Source organism: Kitasatospora sp. NPDC048286 (assembly GCF_043201735.1).
Taxonomy (GTDB): Bacteria; Actinomycetota; Actinomycetes; order Streptomycetales; family Streptomycetaceae; genus Kitasatospora.
This window is the reverse complement of the sequence record NZ_JBICZE010000001.1, coordinates 860,320-873,978: the sequence shown is the minus strand read 5'-3', so window position 1 is coordinate 873,978 and position 13,659 is coordinate 860,320. Positions and strand designations below refer to the sequence as shown.

Sequence of the window (13,659 nt, the reverse complement as noted above, 5' to 3'; positions counted from 1 at the left end):
ATCCACCGAACCGCGGTCAGCCGAAGACCTTGACCTCGGCGACCTGGCCGGCGAACCTCCCGGCGGCATCCTTCGGCAGAGCGGTCAGCCAGAGCAAGAGGTAGCGCGTGGTGACCGGGGTGTCGAGGGTGTACTCGACGTTGCTCCCGTTCTTCTTGCCGACGACCGTGAAGCCGTCGAGCCTGGCCGACATCGGGTTGGCGGCGGCCGCCGCCGTGGGCACCCGCAGTTCCGCGGTGTGCTCGCCGCCGAACTGGACGCTCACCGAGGAGACCGCCTGCGACGAGCCGAGGTCGATCAACAGGCCGGTGCCCGACTTGAGGGCGGGGGCCTTGAGGCCGAACTGGTCGTTGTACCACTGGGTGTTCCAGGCGGTGTTCGAGTCGCCGTCCACGGCCTTCGCCGGGTTGTCGCTGCCCTCGGTCCCGTCGCCCGGCTGGGTGTACGACTGCGCGCCCTTGACGGTGAGCTGCACCGGGTTGTGGGTGCTGGCCTGCGGGCTCGGCGCGGTGCTGCTGACCGACGGGGCCGGGGACGCGGTGGCCCCCCCGGTGTGCCGCAGGGTGTCGACGAACTGCCAGGAGGCGACGCCGATCGCGCCCAGCGCGACCGTCCAGGCGGTGGCCTTGATCACCCGGCGCAGCCGCCGCCGGGCGCGCCGGGAGGAGACGGGGCGGGAGGAGGCCGGCAGCGGGGCGACGGTGGTGTCGGCGACCCGGGTCGGGTTGGGGGCGGTGGGCAGCGCGTGGGTGTTGTGCCGGGGCGGGGTGGGGAAGGCGGGCAGCTCCGGCTCGGGCTGGCGGATCCGGGGCATCTGGGCGATCGCCCGGACCAGCTCCTCCGGTGTGCTGATCGGCCGGGCGTGGTGCGGCGGCTGGTCGAACAGCGCCCGCGCGGCGAGCTCGGACAGGCCCTTGTGGACCCCGGCGCGGACCTGGTCGGGCGCGGCGTTCTGGAGGCCCTTGGGCAGGCCCTGGAGGTCGTAGCGGTCCTCCGGGTACGGCCAGCGGTGGGTGAGCGCGGCGAACAGCAGCGCGCCGATCGCACGGGTGTCGGCCCGCTGGGCGTCCTCGGCCCCCTCCTCGGGCAGCCCGCGCAGCGCGGCGTCCACCGCGATGCCGTTGATCCGGTACTGGCCGCTGTCGGTGCGCAGCACGCAGCGCGGGGTGAGCCGCAGGTGGGCCTGCCCGCGCCGGTGGGCGGCCGCGACGGCGTCGGCGACCTGGCGGACCATCTGGTACGCCTCGTGCGGCTCCATCGGTCCGTTCGCGAGCAGCTTGGCCAGGTCGGAGGAGTGCGGCAGCCACTCCCGCACGACGTAGACCAGCTCGCCCTCGTGGACGGCGTCCAGCACCTGGACGAAGCGCGGGTCGCCGAGCAGTGCGGCGGACTTGGCCGCGGCGAGAACCTTGCGGGCCCGCTGGTGGCCGGAGGCCATCAGGTGGACGCCGACGGCCCGGCGCAGCTTCTCGTCGACGGCGCGCCAGCTGCTGAAGGTCTCGGTCTGGGAGATGCACTCCTCCAGCCGGTACCGGTGGCCGATCATGTCGCCGCTGCGGCGCTGCGGGGCGGGGAGGGTGCGCGGGAGGGTGGCGGTGTCGCGCGGGTCGACCGTGGGCTGCGGGTCGGTGGGGCGGCGCGCGGGTCGGGCGGGTTCGGGGGCGGGCTTCTTCCGGGGGGAGCCGGCGGCCAGTTCGGCGCGCAGCTCCTGGACCGAGAGCGGGGCGGTGATCTCCGAGGTCTCCTCGCCGGAGGCGGCCTCCGGTCCGGGCTCCGGCGCGTCGTCCGAGGCCCCGTCCACGGCCTCGTCCGGCTCGGTGCGCGCGGCGGCGGCAGCGGTGGTGGCGCCCTTGCGGCGGGCGTCAGCGGAGGCGCCCTCGCCGGCGTCCTCCGAGCCCGCGAGCTCGTCGATCGCCGCGGCCAGCGCGGCCTCGTCCGTCGCCGCGTCAGCTGCTGACGTGTCGACGACGGCCTTGGTGCCATCAGCCACCGTGGTCCTGCCTCCCCTTGTGTCGCCCCGGCCTGAGAGAGTCGCTGGAGCCCGAGGGTCGGCGGCCCTGTGCTCCAGGACAATTGTGCCCACTCTTCTCCACCGGGTACGACCGCTGAGACGTCCGCGCGGTTGCACGCGGGTGGAGAGATGTGGTGCAGATCCGACACCGGCTCGCCATCCGGCGGTCGGAAGGACCCCGACCGACGGGTGACGCAGCACTCGGCCGGACGAGCGGAGGAGCGTGCCGCTCCCGTTGACGCCCGGTCAGGGCGCCCGCTCGTCCGGCCGGTGGTCGGACGGTCAGCGGCCCAGTCGGCCGCGGACCATGCCCAGCATGGAGTTCAGTTCCTCGATCCGCAGGCGCTTCGCGATGAGCACGAAGACCGCCAGCTGGAGGCCGCCGGCCACGACCAGGGCCGCCACGCTGCCCGCCCAGCCGCCGAGCACCTGCTGGACGCCCAGGCTGGCGCCGAGGCCGACCAGGGCGGCCGGGACGCCGGCGGCGGCCAGCCGGCTGTACGTCCGGCCGATCCGCTTGGTGTCCAGCCCGCCGATCCGCTTCTTCAGCTTCGGCATCGCGACCGCCACTCCGATGGCGTAGGCCAGGCCGTAGCCGAAGGCGAGGCCGGTCACCGTCCACTCGGCGGGCAGCACCAGCCAGCACAGCAGCGCGAAGCCGGCCTGGCAGGCCGCCACCCAGACGGTGTTGGAGAACGGGGTGCGGGTGTCCTCGTAGGCGTAGAAGCCGCGCAGCATCACGTACTGGGCGGAGTACGGGATCAGGCCCAGCGCGAACGCGGAGAGCATCAGGCCGACGTTGGTGGCGTCGTTCAGGACGGTGTCGTTGCCGCCGACCGCGTAGATCGCCCGGCCGATCACCGGGCCGAGGGACAGGAACAGGAAGGCCGCCGGGACGACCGCCACCGCGGTGGTGCGCAGACCGTAGGAGATGTCGTCGCGCACGGCTCCGGCGTCCTCGTCGGCCGCCGCCCGGGAGAGCCGGGGGAGCACCGCGCTCATGATCGACACGGTGATCACGGCCTGCGGGAGCTGCCAGATCAGCAGCGCGTTGGAGAACGCCGCCAGACCGACACCGTTGTGGCCGGCCGCCGCCGCGGCGGCGCCCGCCTTGGTGGACAGCTGGGTGATCACCAGGTAGCCGGCCTGGTTGGCGAGCACGAAGAAGAACGTCCACTTGGCCAGCCGGGCGGCCTTGCCCAGGCCGTGGCCGCGCCAGTCGAAGCGCGGCCGGAAGCGGAACTCGGCGGCCCGCAGGTACGGGATCATCGCCAGCGACTGGACGGCCAGACCGATCAGGGTGCCGAGGCCGAGCAGCCGCACGCCCTCGGGGGAGATGCCCTCCGGGGTGACGTGGGTGGTGCCGAACCCGCCGTAGACCCAGATGTAGGCGGAGAAGGTGAAGATCACCACGATGTTGTTCAGGACCGGGGTCCACATCATCGCGCCGAAGCGGCCGCGGGCGTTGAGGATCTGCCCCATCACCACGTGGATGCCCATGAAGAAGATGGTCGGCAGGCAGTAGCGGGCCATCGCCACCGTGGTCTCGGCGCTCTCCGGGGTCGCCATCGTGGAGTGGGCGATCATCTGCACCAGCACGGGTGCCCCGAGCACGGCCAGGAAGACCACGCCGCCGAGTCCGACCAGCACCAGGGTGAGCAGCCGGCTGGCGTACGCCGTGCCGCCGTCCTCGTCGTTCTTCATGCTGCGCACCAGCTGCGGCACGAAGACCGCGTTCAGCGCGCCGCCGCCGATCAGGATGTACAGCAGGGTCGGCAGGGTGTTCGCGGCGTTGTACGAGTCACCCATCACGCCGACGCCGATGGCCGCGGTGATCACCATGGTCCGGACGAAGCCGGTGCCGCGGGAGACCAGCGTTCCGGCCGCCATGATCGCGCTGGAGTTCAGCAGGCTGGAGACCTTGCCGCCGCCGGCCGCCCTGGCGGGCTCGGCGGGTTCGGCGGCGGGCGCGGGCGCCTGCTGGGCGGCCTGCTCCTCGGCGACGATGTCCGCGAGCGGCTCGACCGCCGGGGGCACCGCGACGGCGGCCACCTGCATGGTGGCCTCCTCCTCGGAGAGCGGCGGGTCGAACTCGATCGGCGGCACGAAGTGGTGCTGTCCGCCCGGGGCGCCGCCGTGCGGCGGCGGTCCCTGGTAGCCGGTCGCCGGGGGGTACGGCGCGGGGCCGCCCGCGGGGGCGGTCGGCTGGGGTGCTGGAGCGGGCTGGGGGACCGGCGGCTGGGCCGCGGCCTGTGCCGGGCGGCCGCCGAACAGCGCGTCCACCCCGACGTACTCGGTGGTCTCGGTGTCCCAGGCGGAGTGCGCCGGGCCCGGCTCCCACTGCGGCCGGGGCTGCTCGGCGCCGCCCCAGTGGCCGCCGGCGGCCTGCGCGGGGGCGGACTCCTGCGGCCAGGCGGCCTGGGCCGGGGTGTCCCAGCCGGGCTGCACCGGCGGCACCGGGGCCGCGAACTGCTCCGCGGCCTGGTACGGGGTCGGCGGCACCGGCGTCGGGTAGCCGCCGCCCTGCGGCGGCAGCTGCGGCGGCACGTCGTACGCGGCGGCCGGCGGCTGGGGCGCGGCGGGCCGACCGGCCCGCAGACCGTACGGGTCCTGGCCGTCCTGTGGGTGCCCGTACGCGTCCGCCGCGTACGGGTCCTGGGCGTAGGTGTCGGCCACGTACCAGTCGCCGGACGGCGACTCGGCGCCCGGCCGGCTCTCACCGCGGCCCGGCGGCCGCTCCTCGCTGCGCCCGGTCATGTCACCTCTTCGCTGTCGTGGGGGAGGCCGGCCCGGCGGTGCGGGGGATCGGCGGTATCAAGGACCAACCTTCTCATCACTGGCGGCCCGATCCCGGCCATCCGGGCTGCTGCCACGCGGTGTCTGCGCGGGACCGTCATCGGGGGCGCCGTCCGGGCCGTCGGTCCGGTCCGGTGCCGGGGGCCCGGCGGGGTCCGCCGGCCCGTCCTTCGAGGAGGCCTCCGTCGCGTCCTGCTCCGGGTCCCGCGGCGCGTCCTGCTCCGCGTCGCCGCCGTCCGTCGCCGGGCCGTCCCCGACCGGCTGGTCGCCGTCCTCGTGCGGCTGCCCGCCGCGCCGCTTGCGCTGGCGCATGAAGCGCAGGGCGGCCAGCAGCAGCAGGACGCCGGCACCCGCGAAGATGTACAGCACCCCGTTGGTCACCGAGGTGACCTCCACCCGGAACTGCTGCGGCTCGCCGTACGGCCGGGAGTCGGGGCCGGTGGTCCACAGCTGGGCGGTCATCAGGACCGACCCGTTGTTGTGCGCCTCGGCGTTGAAGCGGAGCGTCACGCTCTGCGAGGCCGGGAGGACCAGTTCCTCCTCCTTGCTCACCCGCAGCCTGTTCGGCTGGGCCGAGGTGAGCACCAGCTTCAGGTTGGTGACCGTCTGGGTCAGGTCGTTGCGGACGCTGACCTGGAGCAGACCGGTGTCGCCGGACAGGGTGACCACGTTCTTCTTCGGCACCTGGACGGCGCCGGTCAGTTCCTTCAGGTACTTCTGGACGCCGGTGCGGTAGGTGCTCCCGGCCGCCGGCTGGCTGCGCCACTCGGTGGACAGCGAGCGGACCATCGCGGCGCTGAACGGGCCGCGCACCCGCTGCGGCAGGGTGAGCACCCGCATCAGGGTGTCCAGGTCGTGCTGGATCCCGTCGGTGCTGCTCAGGTCGTCGGCCGGCAGCTCCGAGGCACGGGCCTGGGTCGGGTAGTCGGTGGGCGCCGGGACGGCGGTGTTGGCCTTCGGGTCGGCCGCGGACTGGGCCACCGCGTCCAGCTTGACCGAGGAGATCCACTTGCCGTCCGCCGTCTGGAGGGCGCTCGCCAGCGCCTTGGCGCCGGTGGCGCTCAGCTCGCGCGGGGGCATGACCAGCAGCCCGCGCTGGTTCTGCGGCTGCTCGTGGGTGATCGCGAAGGTCTCGGCGAGGAAGCGCTGGGTGGACTCGGTCTGCGCCTGCGGGCTGCTCAGGTCCCGGTCGAAGAGCGCGGAGACGGTCTCGTCGGCGACCACGGCGTTCTGCCCGTTGCCGATCGGGCGGGCCGCGCTCGGGGTGTAGTTGAGCGAGTCCGCCTCCGGCATGCTCCCGCCGTTGACCAGCACCGTCCCGCTGCCCGCCTGCTGGGCGAGGGCGGCGATCTGCTGGTCGAGGTAGCCCTGGTACGGCCAGGCGACGTCCGAGCGGGTGTCCACCGAGAGCCGGCCCTCGACGGTCAGCCGGCCGGCCGTGGCCGCCTTGCTCAGCGCGGTGGTCATCCCGGTCAGGTCGGAGCCGTTGTGGGCGATCGAGGCGAGGTCCGGGTCGGCGTACGGCAGCGAGACCACCTGGCTGCCCGGCTTGGCCACGGCGGCCCGCAGCTTGTCCAGCCAGGCGACGGCGGCGGCCGAGGGCTGCAGCTGGACGGTGTTGTCGTCCTTGGCCGACTTGCCCGACGCCTCGGTGCCCGGCTTCTGCACCCGGTAGGGCCTGGTCATCGCGAGCGCGGCGTCCAGCAGGTCCGGGTCGATCACCCAGGTCAGGCCGTTCAGCTTGGCACCGGTGTCGACCAGCTCGTACAGCCGGCCGCCCGGGGCGAACTCGGCGGACAGGCTGTCGTCGCGCAGCACCGCGATCGTCTGGTCGTTGCCGTCGGTGCTGGTCTGGGCGGCCACCACCGGCGCGTGCACCAGCGGCCAGATCGTGGCGACCTTCGTCGGCTGCGCCTCGGCGCCCGCGTTGTACGGCAGGAACGTCCGGGCGATGCCCAGGGCGCGGTCGCGCGGGTTGTCGGCCGTGCCGCCCCAGGCGTCCACCGCGAGCTCGTACGCGCCGCTCGCGGAGAGCCCGAGGTCGCCCACCGCGACGCTCAGGGTGTACGGCTGGCTCTGCCCCGGGCCCAGCTCCGGCAGGGCGTACTGCGGGCTGTCCAGCTCGACGCCGTCCCTGCCGTCCGGCGTGGAGCGGTCGGCCACGTTGGCCAGGTCGCTGCGCCGGTCCAGCGGCCTGCCGGTGTTCGGCTTGCGGACGGCCGCGTGGGCGCCCTTGACCGCCGACTTGCCGGCGTTGGTGACGTGCCCGCTGATCGTCACGGTGCCGTTCGGGACGGCCACCTGCGGGTTCAGCGTGTCGATCGTCACCACCACCGGGTACTCGGCCGTGGCGGTGGAGTCGCCGGCCGGCCGGACGTTGCCGCCGGCCGGCAGCGCACCGGCCGGGGAGGCCGTGAAGAGGGTCAGGACGGCCGCGCAGGCCGCGGCCAGGCGCAGGCCCGCACGGCGTGCCCGCCGGGCCGGATGACGCCCCTCGGCCGGGCGTTCGGCCCGTCCAGGCTGTCGGTGCGCCCCCAGGCCCGAGTGCCGTGCCGGCTCACTCACTCGCTTCGCCCTCGCCGTTCTCGATCGTTCGCTGCTGATGCTGTCCGTCCGGCGCGGTCCGCCCGATGGTCTTCGCCTGACCCTCTTGGAACTCTTCGCCCGACGTCTGGAACCCTTCGCCCCACGCCGTCGCCGCACCGTTGCCGCGGGTAGGTTCCGCGGTGGTCGCGGCGCGCGACACCGCATCCCCTGTCCGGTGCCCGAGACTCGTCCACCGGCATGGTAACGATGCAGCCCGTGGTGCAGTGTTGCGGGCTGTGGGGTGAGACGCTCAGAACGCGCGGGCGGTTGACCTGTCCGGCCACGTACCCTTGTGAGCCGTGTCCACTGCCAATGAGCCCACCGCGCGCACCGACCGTTCCAGCACCGCCGTCCAGGTCGTACCAGGCCTGAGCGAGGCCCAGACCCTCGGCCTCCAAGAGCTGCTGCGGGTGTCGCCGGTCGCCGACGAGATCGCCCGCCGGTTCCAGGCGGCCGGTCACCGGCTGGCGCTGGTCGGTGGCTCCGTCCGGGACGCGCTGCTCGGCCGGCTCGGCAACGACCTGGACTTCACCACCGACGCCCGCCCGCAGCAGGTGCTCAAGCTGGTCAAGGGCTGGGCGGACGCGGTCTGGGACGTCGGCATCGCCTTCGGCACGGTCGGCGCCCGCAAGGACACCCCCGAGGGATCCTTCCTGATCGAGATCACCACCTACCGCTCCGAGGCGTACGACCGCACCTCGCGCAAGCCCGAGGTCAGCTACGGCGACACCATCGAGGAGGACCTGGTCCGCCGGGACTTCACGGTCAACGCGATGGCCGTCGACCTGCCCGGCCGCGGCTTCGTCGACCCGCACCACGGCCTGGAGGACCTCGAGGCCCGGGTGCTGCGCACCCCCGCCACCCCCGAGGAGTCCTTCTCCGACGACCCGCTGCGGATGATGCGGGCCGCCCGCTTCGCGGCCCAGCTGGACTTCGACCCGGCGCCCGAGGTGGTCGCCGCGATGACCGCGATGGCCGAGCGGCTCACCATCGTCTCCGCCGAGCGGATCCAGGCCGAGCTGAACAAGCTGCTGCTGGCCAAGCACCCGGTGAAGGGCCTGCGGCTGCTGGTCGACACCGGCCTGGCCGGGTACGTGCTGCCCGAACTGCCCGCGCTGCGGCTGGAGCGCGACGAGCACCACCGGCACAAGGACGTCTACGAGCACTCGCTGACCGTCCTGGAGCAGGCCATCGACCTGGAACAGGACGGTCCGGACCTCACCCTGCGGCTGGCCTCGCTGCTGCACGACATCGGCAAGCCGCGCACCCGCCGCTTCGAGCTGGACGGCCGGGTCTCCTTCCACCACCACGAGGTGGTCGGCGCCAAGATGACCCGCAAGCGGATGCGCGAGCTCAAGTACTCCAAGGAGCTGACCGAGGACGTCTCGCGCCTGGTCGAGCTGCACCTGCGCTTCCACGGCTACGGCGGCGGCGAGTGGACCGACTCCGCGGTGCGCCGCTACGTCACCGACGCCGGGCCGCTGCTGGAGCGCCTGCACAAGCTGACCCGCTCCGACTGCACCACCCGCAACAAGAAGAAGGCCGCCGTGCTCTCCCGCACCTACGACGGTCTGGAGACCCGGATCGACGAGCTGAAGGCGCGGGAGGAACTGGACGCCATCCGCCCGGCGCTGGACGGCAACCAGATCATGGAGCTGCTCGGCCTGGCGCCCGGCCCGCAGATCGGCAAGGCGTACAAGCACATGCTCGAACTCCGGCTGGAGCACGGCCCGATGGAGCACGAGGAGGCGGTCTCGGCGCTGCGGGCCTGGTGGGCCGAGCAGCAGGGCTGAGCCAGGAGCCCGACACGACAAAGGGGTGGCACCGGCCGAACGCCGGGGCCACCCCTCGTCCGTGCGGGGCCGTTCGAGTCGCTTCAGGACTTCTTCACCGGCGGGACACCGGTGGTGGCGGGCGCCAGTGGGCCGAGGCAGAGCACGTACCGCTTCTTGTTCCAGCGGCGGCCGCTCTTGCCCGAGACCGCGCTCGTGGTCTGCGGCGTCTGCTTGCAGCGGGTCACGTCCGTGGTGCCTTCGAACTTCGCCAGGACGCGGTAATTCGCTTTGCTGTCAGTGCACTTGACGATCTCGACGTCGCGCGAGCCGCTCGCCCGCACGCAGTCGCCGGGCTTGGCGCTGCTGACGCTCGGCCCGGCCACGAAGTAGCCCACCGCCAGTGCGACGCCGCCGCCGACCAGCCCGACGATCCGCAGCTTGGAGCGGATGCCGCGCTTGGCGGCCGGTGCGGGCGCCGTGGGCGGCATCGCGGGGGCGGGCTGCGGGGGGCCGTACGGGTTGGGGCCCGGCTGCTGTGCGTACGGATTGGGGCCCGGCTGCCCGTACGGCTGCTGCCCGTAGGGCTGTTGGCCGTGCGGCGGCTGTCCGTAGGCCGGCGGCGGGCCGTAGCCGGGCGGGGCCGGCGGCGTGGGCTGCCCGTAGGCCGGCGGCGGTCCGTACGGCGCGGCCGGCGGGGGAACGGGTGCCCCGTACGGTGGTGCCGCGGGCGGTCCCACCGGGGCCGGCCCGTACGGATTGGGTGGTGTGCTCATCAGTTCGTCCCCCGAGACAGAGTTCTGTCGATCCGACAGGTCCGATACCTTAGCGAGTCGGTGGGGCGCCTTCGGCCGCGAACCCCCGAGGGCTCCGCAGGAGACCTGGTCAGTGGGGGAGCGGGTGCCGGCGGGCGGAGCGAAGGTAGAGCACCGCCGTCAGTGCGTATACCCCGGCGACCCCGATCACCACCCCGACCGAGCGGCCGGACAGCGGCAGCACCAGCGCCGTGACCAGGGCGGCGGCCACGAAGGCGACGTTGAACAGCACGTCGTAGATGGCGAAGACCCGGCCGCGGTACTCGTCCTCGACCGACTCCTGCACCACCGTGTCGGCGCAGATCTTGGTGCCCTGGGTGACCACCCCGAGCAGCAGGGCGGCGATCAGGCAGGGCACCAGCGTGAAGCTCAGGCCCAGCGCCGGGACGAAGACCACCGGGGCGACCAGACAGGCCGTCATCCACCCGGCCAGGCCCAGCCGACGGGTGCACCAGGGGCTGACCAGAGCGGCGACGAAGAACCCGGCGGCGGACAGGCCGACCGCCTGGCCGAGGGTGACCAGCCCGGCCGCGCTGTCGGTCGGGTCGTTGAAGGTGTAGCGGGCGAGCATCACCACGACCACGATCAGCACGCCGTAGCAGAACCGGGCCGCGGTGACGGCGGCCAGCGCGTGCACGGCGGGCCGGCAGTCCCGGACCAGGTGGCGCACCGCGGCGCCGAGTTCGACGGCGGCCCGGACCAGTGCCTGGCCGAGCCCGGGGCGGTCCTCGTGCCGGTCCGGTCCGAGCAGGTCGCGGTCCATCCGCCGGGCGGCCAGCGCGGCCGACAGGTAGAGCAGCGCGGCCACCGAGACCAGTGCGGCGTCGGCCTTCGGCCCGGGGGCCATCAGCTGGTGCAGCAGGAAGCCGATGCCCCCGCCCGAGGCGGCCGCGACCGTCCCGAGGGTGGGGGAGAGGGCGTTGGCGGTGACCAGCTGGTCCTGCTCCACCACCCGGGGCAGGGCGGCGGACAGGCCGGCCAGGATGAACCGGTTGAGCGCGGTGACCAGCAGGGCCGAGGCGAAGAACAGCCAGGTCGGCGCCTCGGCCAGCAGCAGCGCGCCGGTGCCCAGGCCCAGCCCGAAGCGGGCCAGGTTGCCGAAGTAGAGCACCTGGCGGCGGCGCCAGCGGTCCAGCAGCACGCCGGCGAACGGGCCGATCACCGAGAACGGCAGCAGCATCACGGCCAGCACCGAGGCGATGTCGGTGGGGGAGGACTGCTTCTCGGGGGAGAAGACCACGTACGCGGCGAGCGAGACCTGGAAGACGCCGTCCGAGAGCTGGGAGAGCACCCGGGCGGTCAGCAGCCGCCGGAAGTCGCGGCCCTTCAACAGGTCGAGGAGCGTGGCCCGGTGCGCGGACCGGTGGGTGCTGCCGTTCTCGGTGATCGCCACCTGCCCAGGGTGCCACGGAACCGGTCGCCGTTTCACGTGAAACATTGGCTGCGAGAACGTGAAGGGCCCACGGTCGGCAGACCGTGGGCCCTTCCTGCGAGCTACGGGGCAGCTCAGATCTCAAACCTCAGACGTCGGACCGCCCCTCAGTGCTCGAGCGCTCAGCGCTCGACCTCGCCGCGGATGAACTTCTCGACGTTCTCCTTGGCCTCGTCGTCGAAGTACTGCACCGGCGGGGACTTCATGAAGTACGAGGAGGCCGAGAGGATCGGGCCGCCGATGCCGCGGTCCTTGGCGATCTTCGCGGCGCGGACGGCGTCGATGATGACACCGGCGGAGTTCGGGGAGTCCCAGACCTCCAGCTTGTACTCCAGGTTCAGCGGGACGTCGCCGAAGGCCTTGCCCTCGAGGCGGACGTACGCCCACTTGCGGTCGTCCAGCCAGGCCACGTAGTCCGAGGGACCGATGTGGACGTTCTTGGCGCCCAGCTCGCGGTCACGGATCTGCGAGGTGACGGCCTGGGTCTTGGAGATCTTCTTGGACTCCAGGCGCTCGCGCTCGAGCATGTTCTTGAAGTCCATGTTGCCGCCGACGTTCAGCTGCATGGTGCGCTCGAGGATGACACCGCGGTCCTCGAACAGCTTGGCCATCACGCGGTGCGTGATGGTCGCGCCGACCTGGGACTTGATGTCGTCACCGACGATCGGCACGCCGGCCTCGGTGAACTTGTCCGCCCACTCCTTGGTGCCCGCGATGAACACCGGCAGGGCGTTCACGAAGGCGACCTTGGCGTCGATGGCGCACTGGGCGTAGAACTTGGCCGCGGCCTCGGAACCGACGGGCAGGTAGCAGACCAGGACGTCGACCTGGCGGTCCTTGAGGACCTGGACGACGTCGACCGGCGCCTCGTCCGACTCCTCGATGGTCTCCAGGTAGTACTTGCCCAGGCCGTCGAGGGTGTGGCCGCGCTGGACGGTCACGCCGGTCGGCGGCACGTCGCAGATCTTGATGGTGTTGTTCTCGCTGTTGCCGATGGCGTCGGCCAGGTCGAAGCCGACCTTCTTGGCGTCGACGTCGAAGGCGGCGACGAACTCCACGTCACCGACGTGGTAGTCGCCGAACTGGACGTGCATCAGCCCGGGGACCTTGCCGGCCGGGTCGGCGTCCTTGTAGTACTCGACACCCTGCACCAGCGACGCGGCGCAGTTGCCCACGCCCACGATGGCTACGCGAACCGAACCCATTCCGGTTGCTCCCTGTGATCTCATGAGGCCCGCCGGGGTCGGCGGAACTCGTCCTGCTTCTTCGATGACTGCATGTACGGGCGCGAGGCGCCCGATCCTGCCGCGCGGCACAGGGCTGGCGCGGTGTCAGCGCTCCTGGGCGGAGCGCCCCGGGCGGTCGTACGGTGGACCGGACGGGTCCTGGGACCCGCCCTCCTGGCCACGGCCGTCCGAAGTCTTGTGGGGGCCGGCGGCATCGGGGCCGGGCCGGCCGGTGCGGTTGGACCGCTCGGTCTCGATCAGCTCGTTGAGCCAGCGGACCTCACGCTCCACCGACTCCAGTCCGTGCCGCTGGAGTTCGACGGTGTAGTCGTCGAACCGCTCGCGGGCGCGGGCCAGCGAGCTGCGCATCCGCTCCAGCCGCTCCTCCAGCCGGCTGCGGCGGCCCTCCAGGACGCGCATCCGCACGGCCCGGTCGGTCTGGCCGAAGAAGGCGAAGTGCACGCCGAAGTGTTCGTCCTCCCAGGCGTCCGGGCCGGAGTCGGCGAGCAGCTCCTCGAAGCGCTGCTTGCCCTCGGCGGAGAGCCGGTAGACGATCTTGGACCGCTTGCCGTTGAGCGCGGTGGCCGGGACGTACTCGACGTCCGGGTTGTCCTCGACCAGGAAGCCCTGGGCGACCAGGTTCTTCAGGCAGGGGTAGAGCGTCCCGTAGGAGAGCGCGCGGAACGTCCCGAGCAGGATGTTCAGCCGCTTGCGCAGCTCGTAGCCGTGCATCGGGGCGTCATGGAGCAGTCCGAGGACGGCGAACTCCAGCACTCCCGAGCGCCTGCCCATTGCCGTCCCCCTCCTCCCGCTCGACGTCCGTCCGGCCGTCGCATTCGGCGGTATTCCGCTTCGATGTATCGGCTCGATATATCGAGAACAGTAAACCCGGCCCCCGACGGGGGCAAGAGGGGCACGCGTGAATGTGATCACAAGCCGACGCGCGGGTGGGGTTGGCAACGGGCGTGTAATGATCTGTCGTTGTTTTGTGCCCATTGGCAACTGATGTCCGATTAGTTGT

8 protein-coding genes are annotated in these 13,659 nt (G+C 72.6%); 1 reads left to right on the top strand and 7 read right to left on the bottom strand.

Annotation, left to right across the window (positions count from 1 at the left end):
- Positions 1–16 precede the first annotated feature (16 nt).
- The 3 genes from ACGF13_RS04025 to ACGF13_RS04015 form a co-directional block, all read right to left on the bottom strand.
- Complete coding sequence (locus tag ACGF13_RS04025) at positions 17–1,990, bottom strand: protein kinase family protein (RefSeq protein WP_392868663.1); 1,974 nt, start codon at positions 1,988–1,990, stop codon at positions 17–19.
- Positions 1,991–2,293: 303 nt separating this feature from the next.
- Positions 2,294–4,768 carry a murein biosynthesis integral membrane protein MurJ gene (gene murJ, locus ACGF13_RS04020; RefSeq protein ID WP_392868661.1) on the bottom strand — a complete coding sequence of 825 codons (2,475 nt, stop codon included), beginning with the start codon at positions 4,766–4,768 and terminating at the stop codon, positions 2,294–2,296.
- A 57-nt stretch (positions 4,769–4,825) separates the two neighbouring features.
- Positions 4,826–7,372: a DUF6049 family protein gene (locus tag ACGF13_RS04015; protein WP_392868659.1), complete on the bottom strand. Its 2,547-nt coding sequence runs from the start codon at positions 7,370–7,372 to the stop codon at positions 4,826–4,828.
- Positions 7,373–7,761: 389 nt separating this feature from the next.
- Here ACGF13_RS04015 and ACGF13_RS04010 point away from each other — a divergent pair, with 389 nt between their 5' ends.
- A complete protein-coding gene (locus tag ACGF13_RS04010) occupies positions 7,762–9,186 on the top strand; it encodes a CCA tRNA nucleotidyltransferase (RefSeq protein WP_392868784.1) in 1,425 nt (474 codons plus the stop codon).
- 83 nt (positions 9,187–9,269) lie between these two features.
- Here the strand turns inward: ACGF13_RS04010 and ACGF13_RS04005 are convergent, their stop codons facing one another.
- The 4 genes from ACGF13_RS04005 to ACGF13_RS03990 all read right to left on the bottom strand — a co-directional run bounded on the left by ACGF13_RS04005 (position 9,270) and on the right by ACGF13_RS03990 (position 13,430).
- On the bottom strand, positions 9,270–9,941 hold the full coding sequence (locus ACGF13_RS04005; protein ID WP_392868657.1) for a hypothetical protein: 672 nt from the start codon (positions 9,939–9,941) through the stop codon (positions 9,270–9,272).
- A gap of 109 nt (positions 9,942–10,050) precedes the next feature.
- Positions 10,051–11,373, bottom strand: a complete 1,323-nt coding sequence (locus ACGF13_RS04000) for an MFS transporter (protein WP_392868655.1) — start codon at positions 11,371–11,373, stop codon at positions 10,051–10,053.
- Between the two features lie 161 nt (positions 11,374–11,534).
- Positions 11,535–12,617 carry an inositol-3-phosphate synthase gene (locus ACGF13_RS03995; protein WP_392868653.1) on the bottom strand — a complete coding sequence of 361 codons (1,083 nt, stop codon included), beginning with the start codon at positions 12,615–12,617 and terminating at the stop codon, positions 11,535–11,537.
- A 126-nt stretch (positions 12,618–12,743) separates the two neighbouring features.
- Positions 12,744–13,430 (bottom strand): PadR family transcriptional regulator, encoded by a 687-nt coding sequence (locus tag ACGF13_RS03990; RefSeq protein ID WP_392868651.1) that lies wholly within the window; start codon positions 13,428–13,430, stop codon positions 12,744–12,746.
- Between the last annotated feature and the right edge of the window lie 229 nt (positions 13,431–13,659).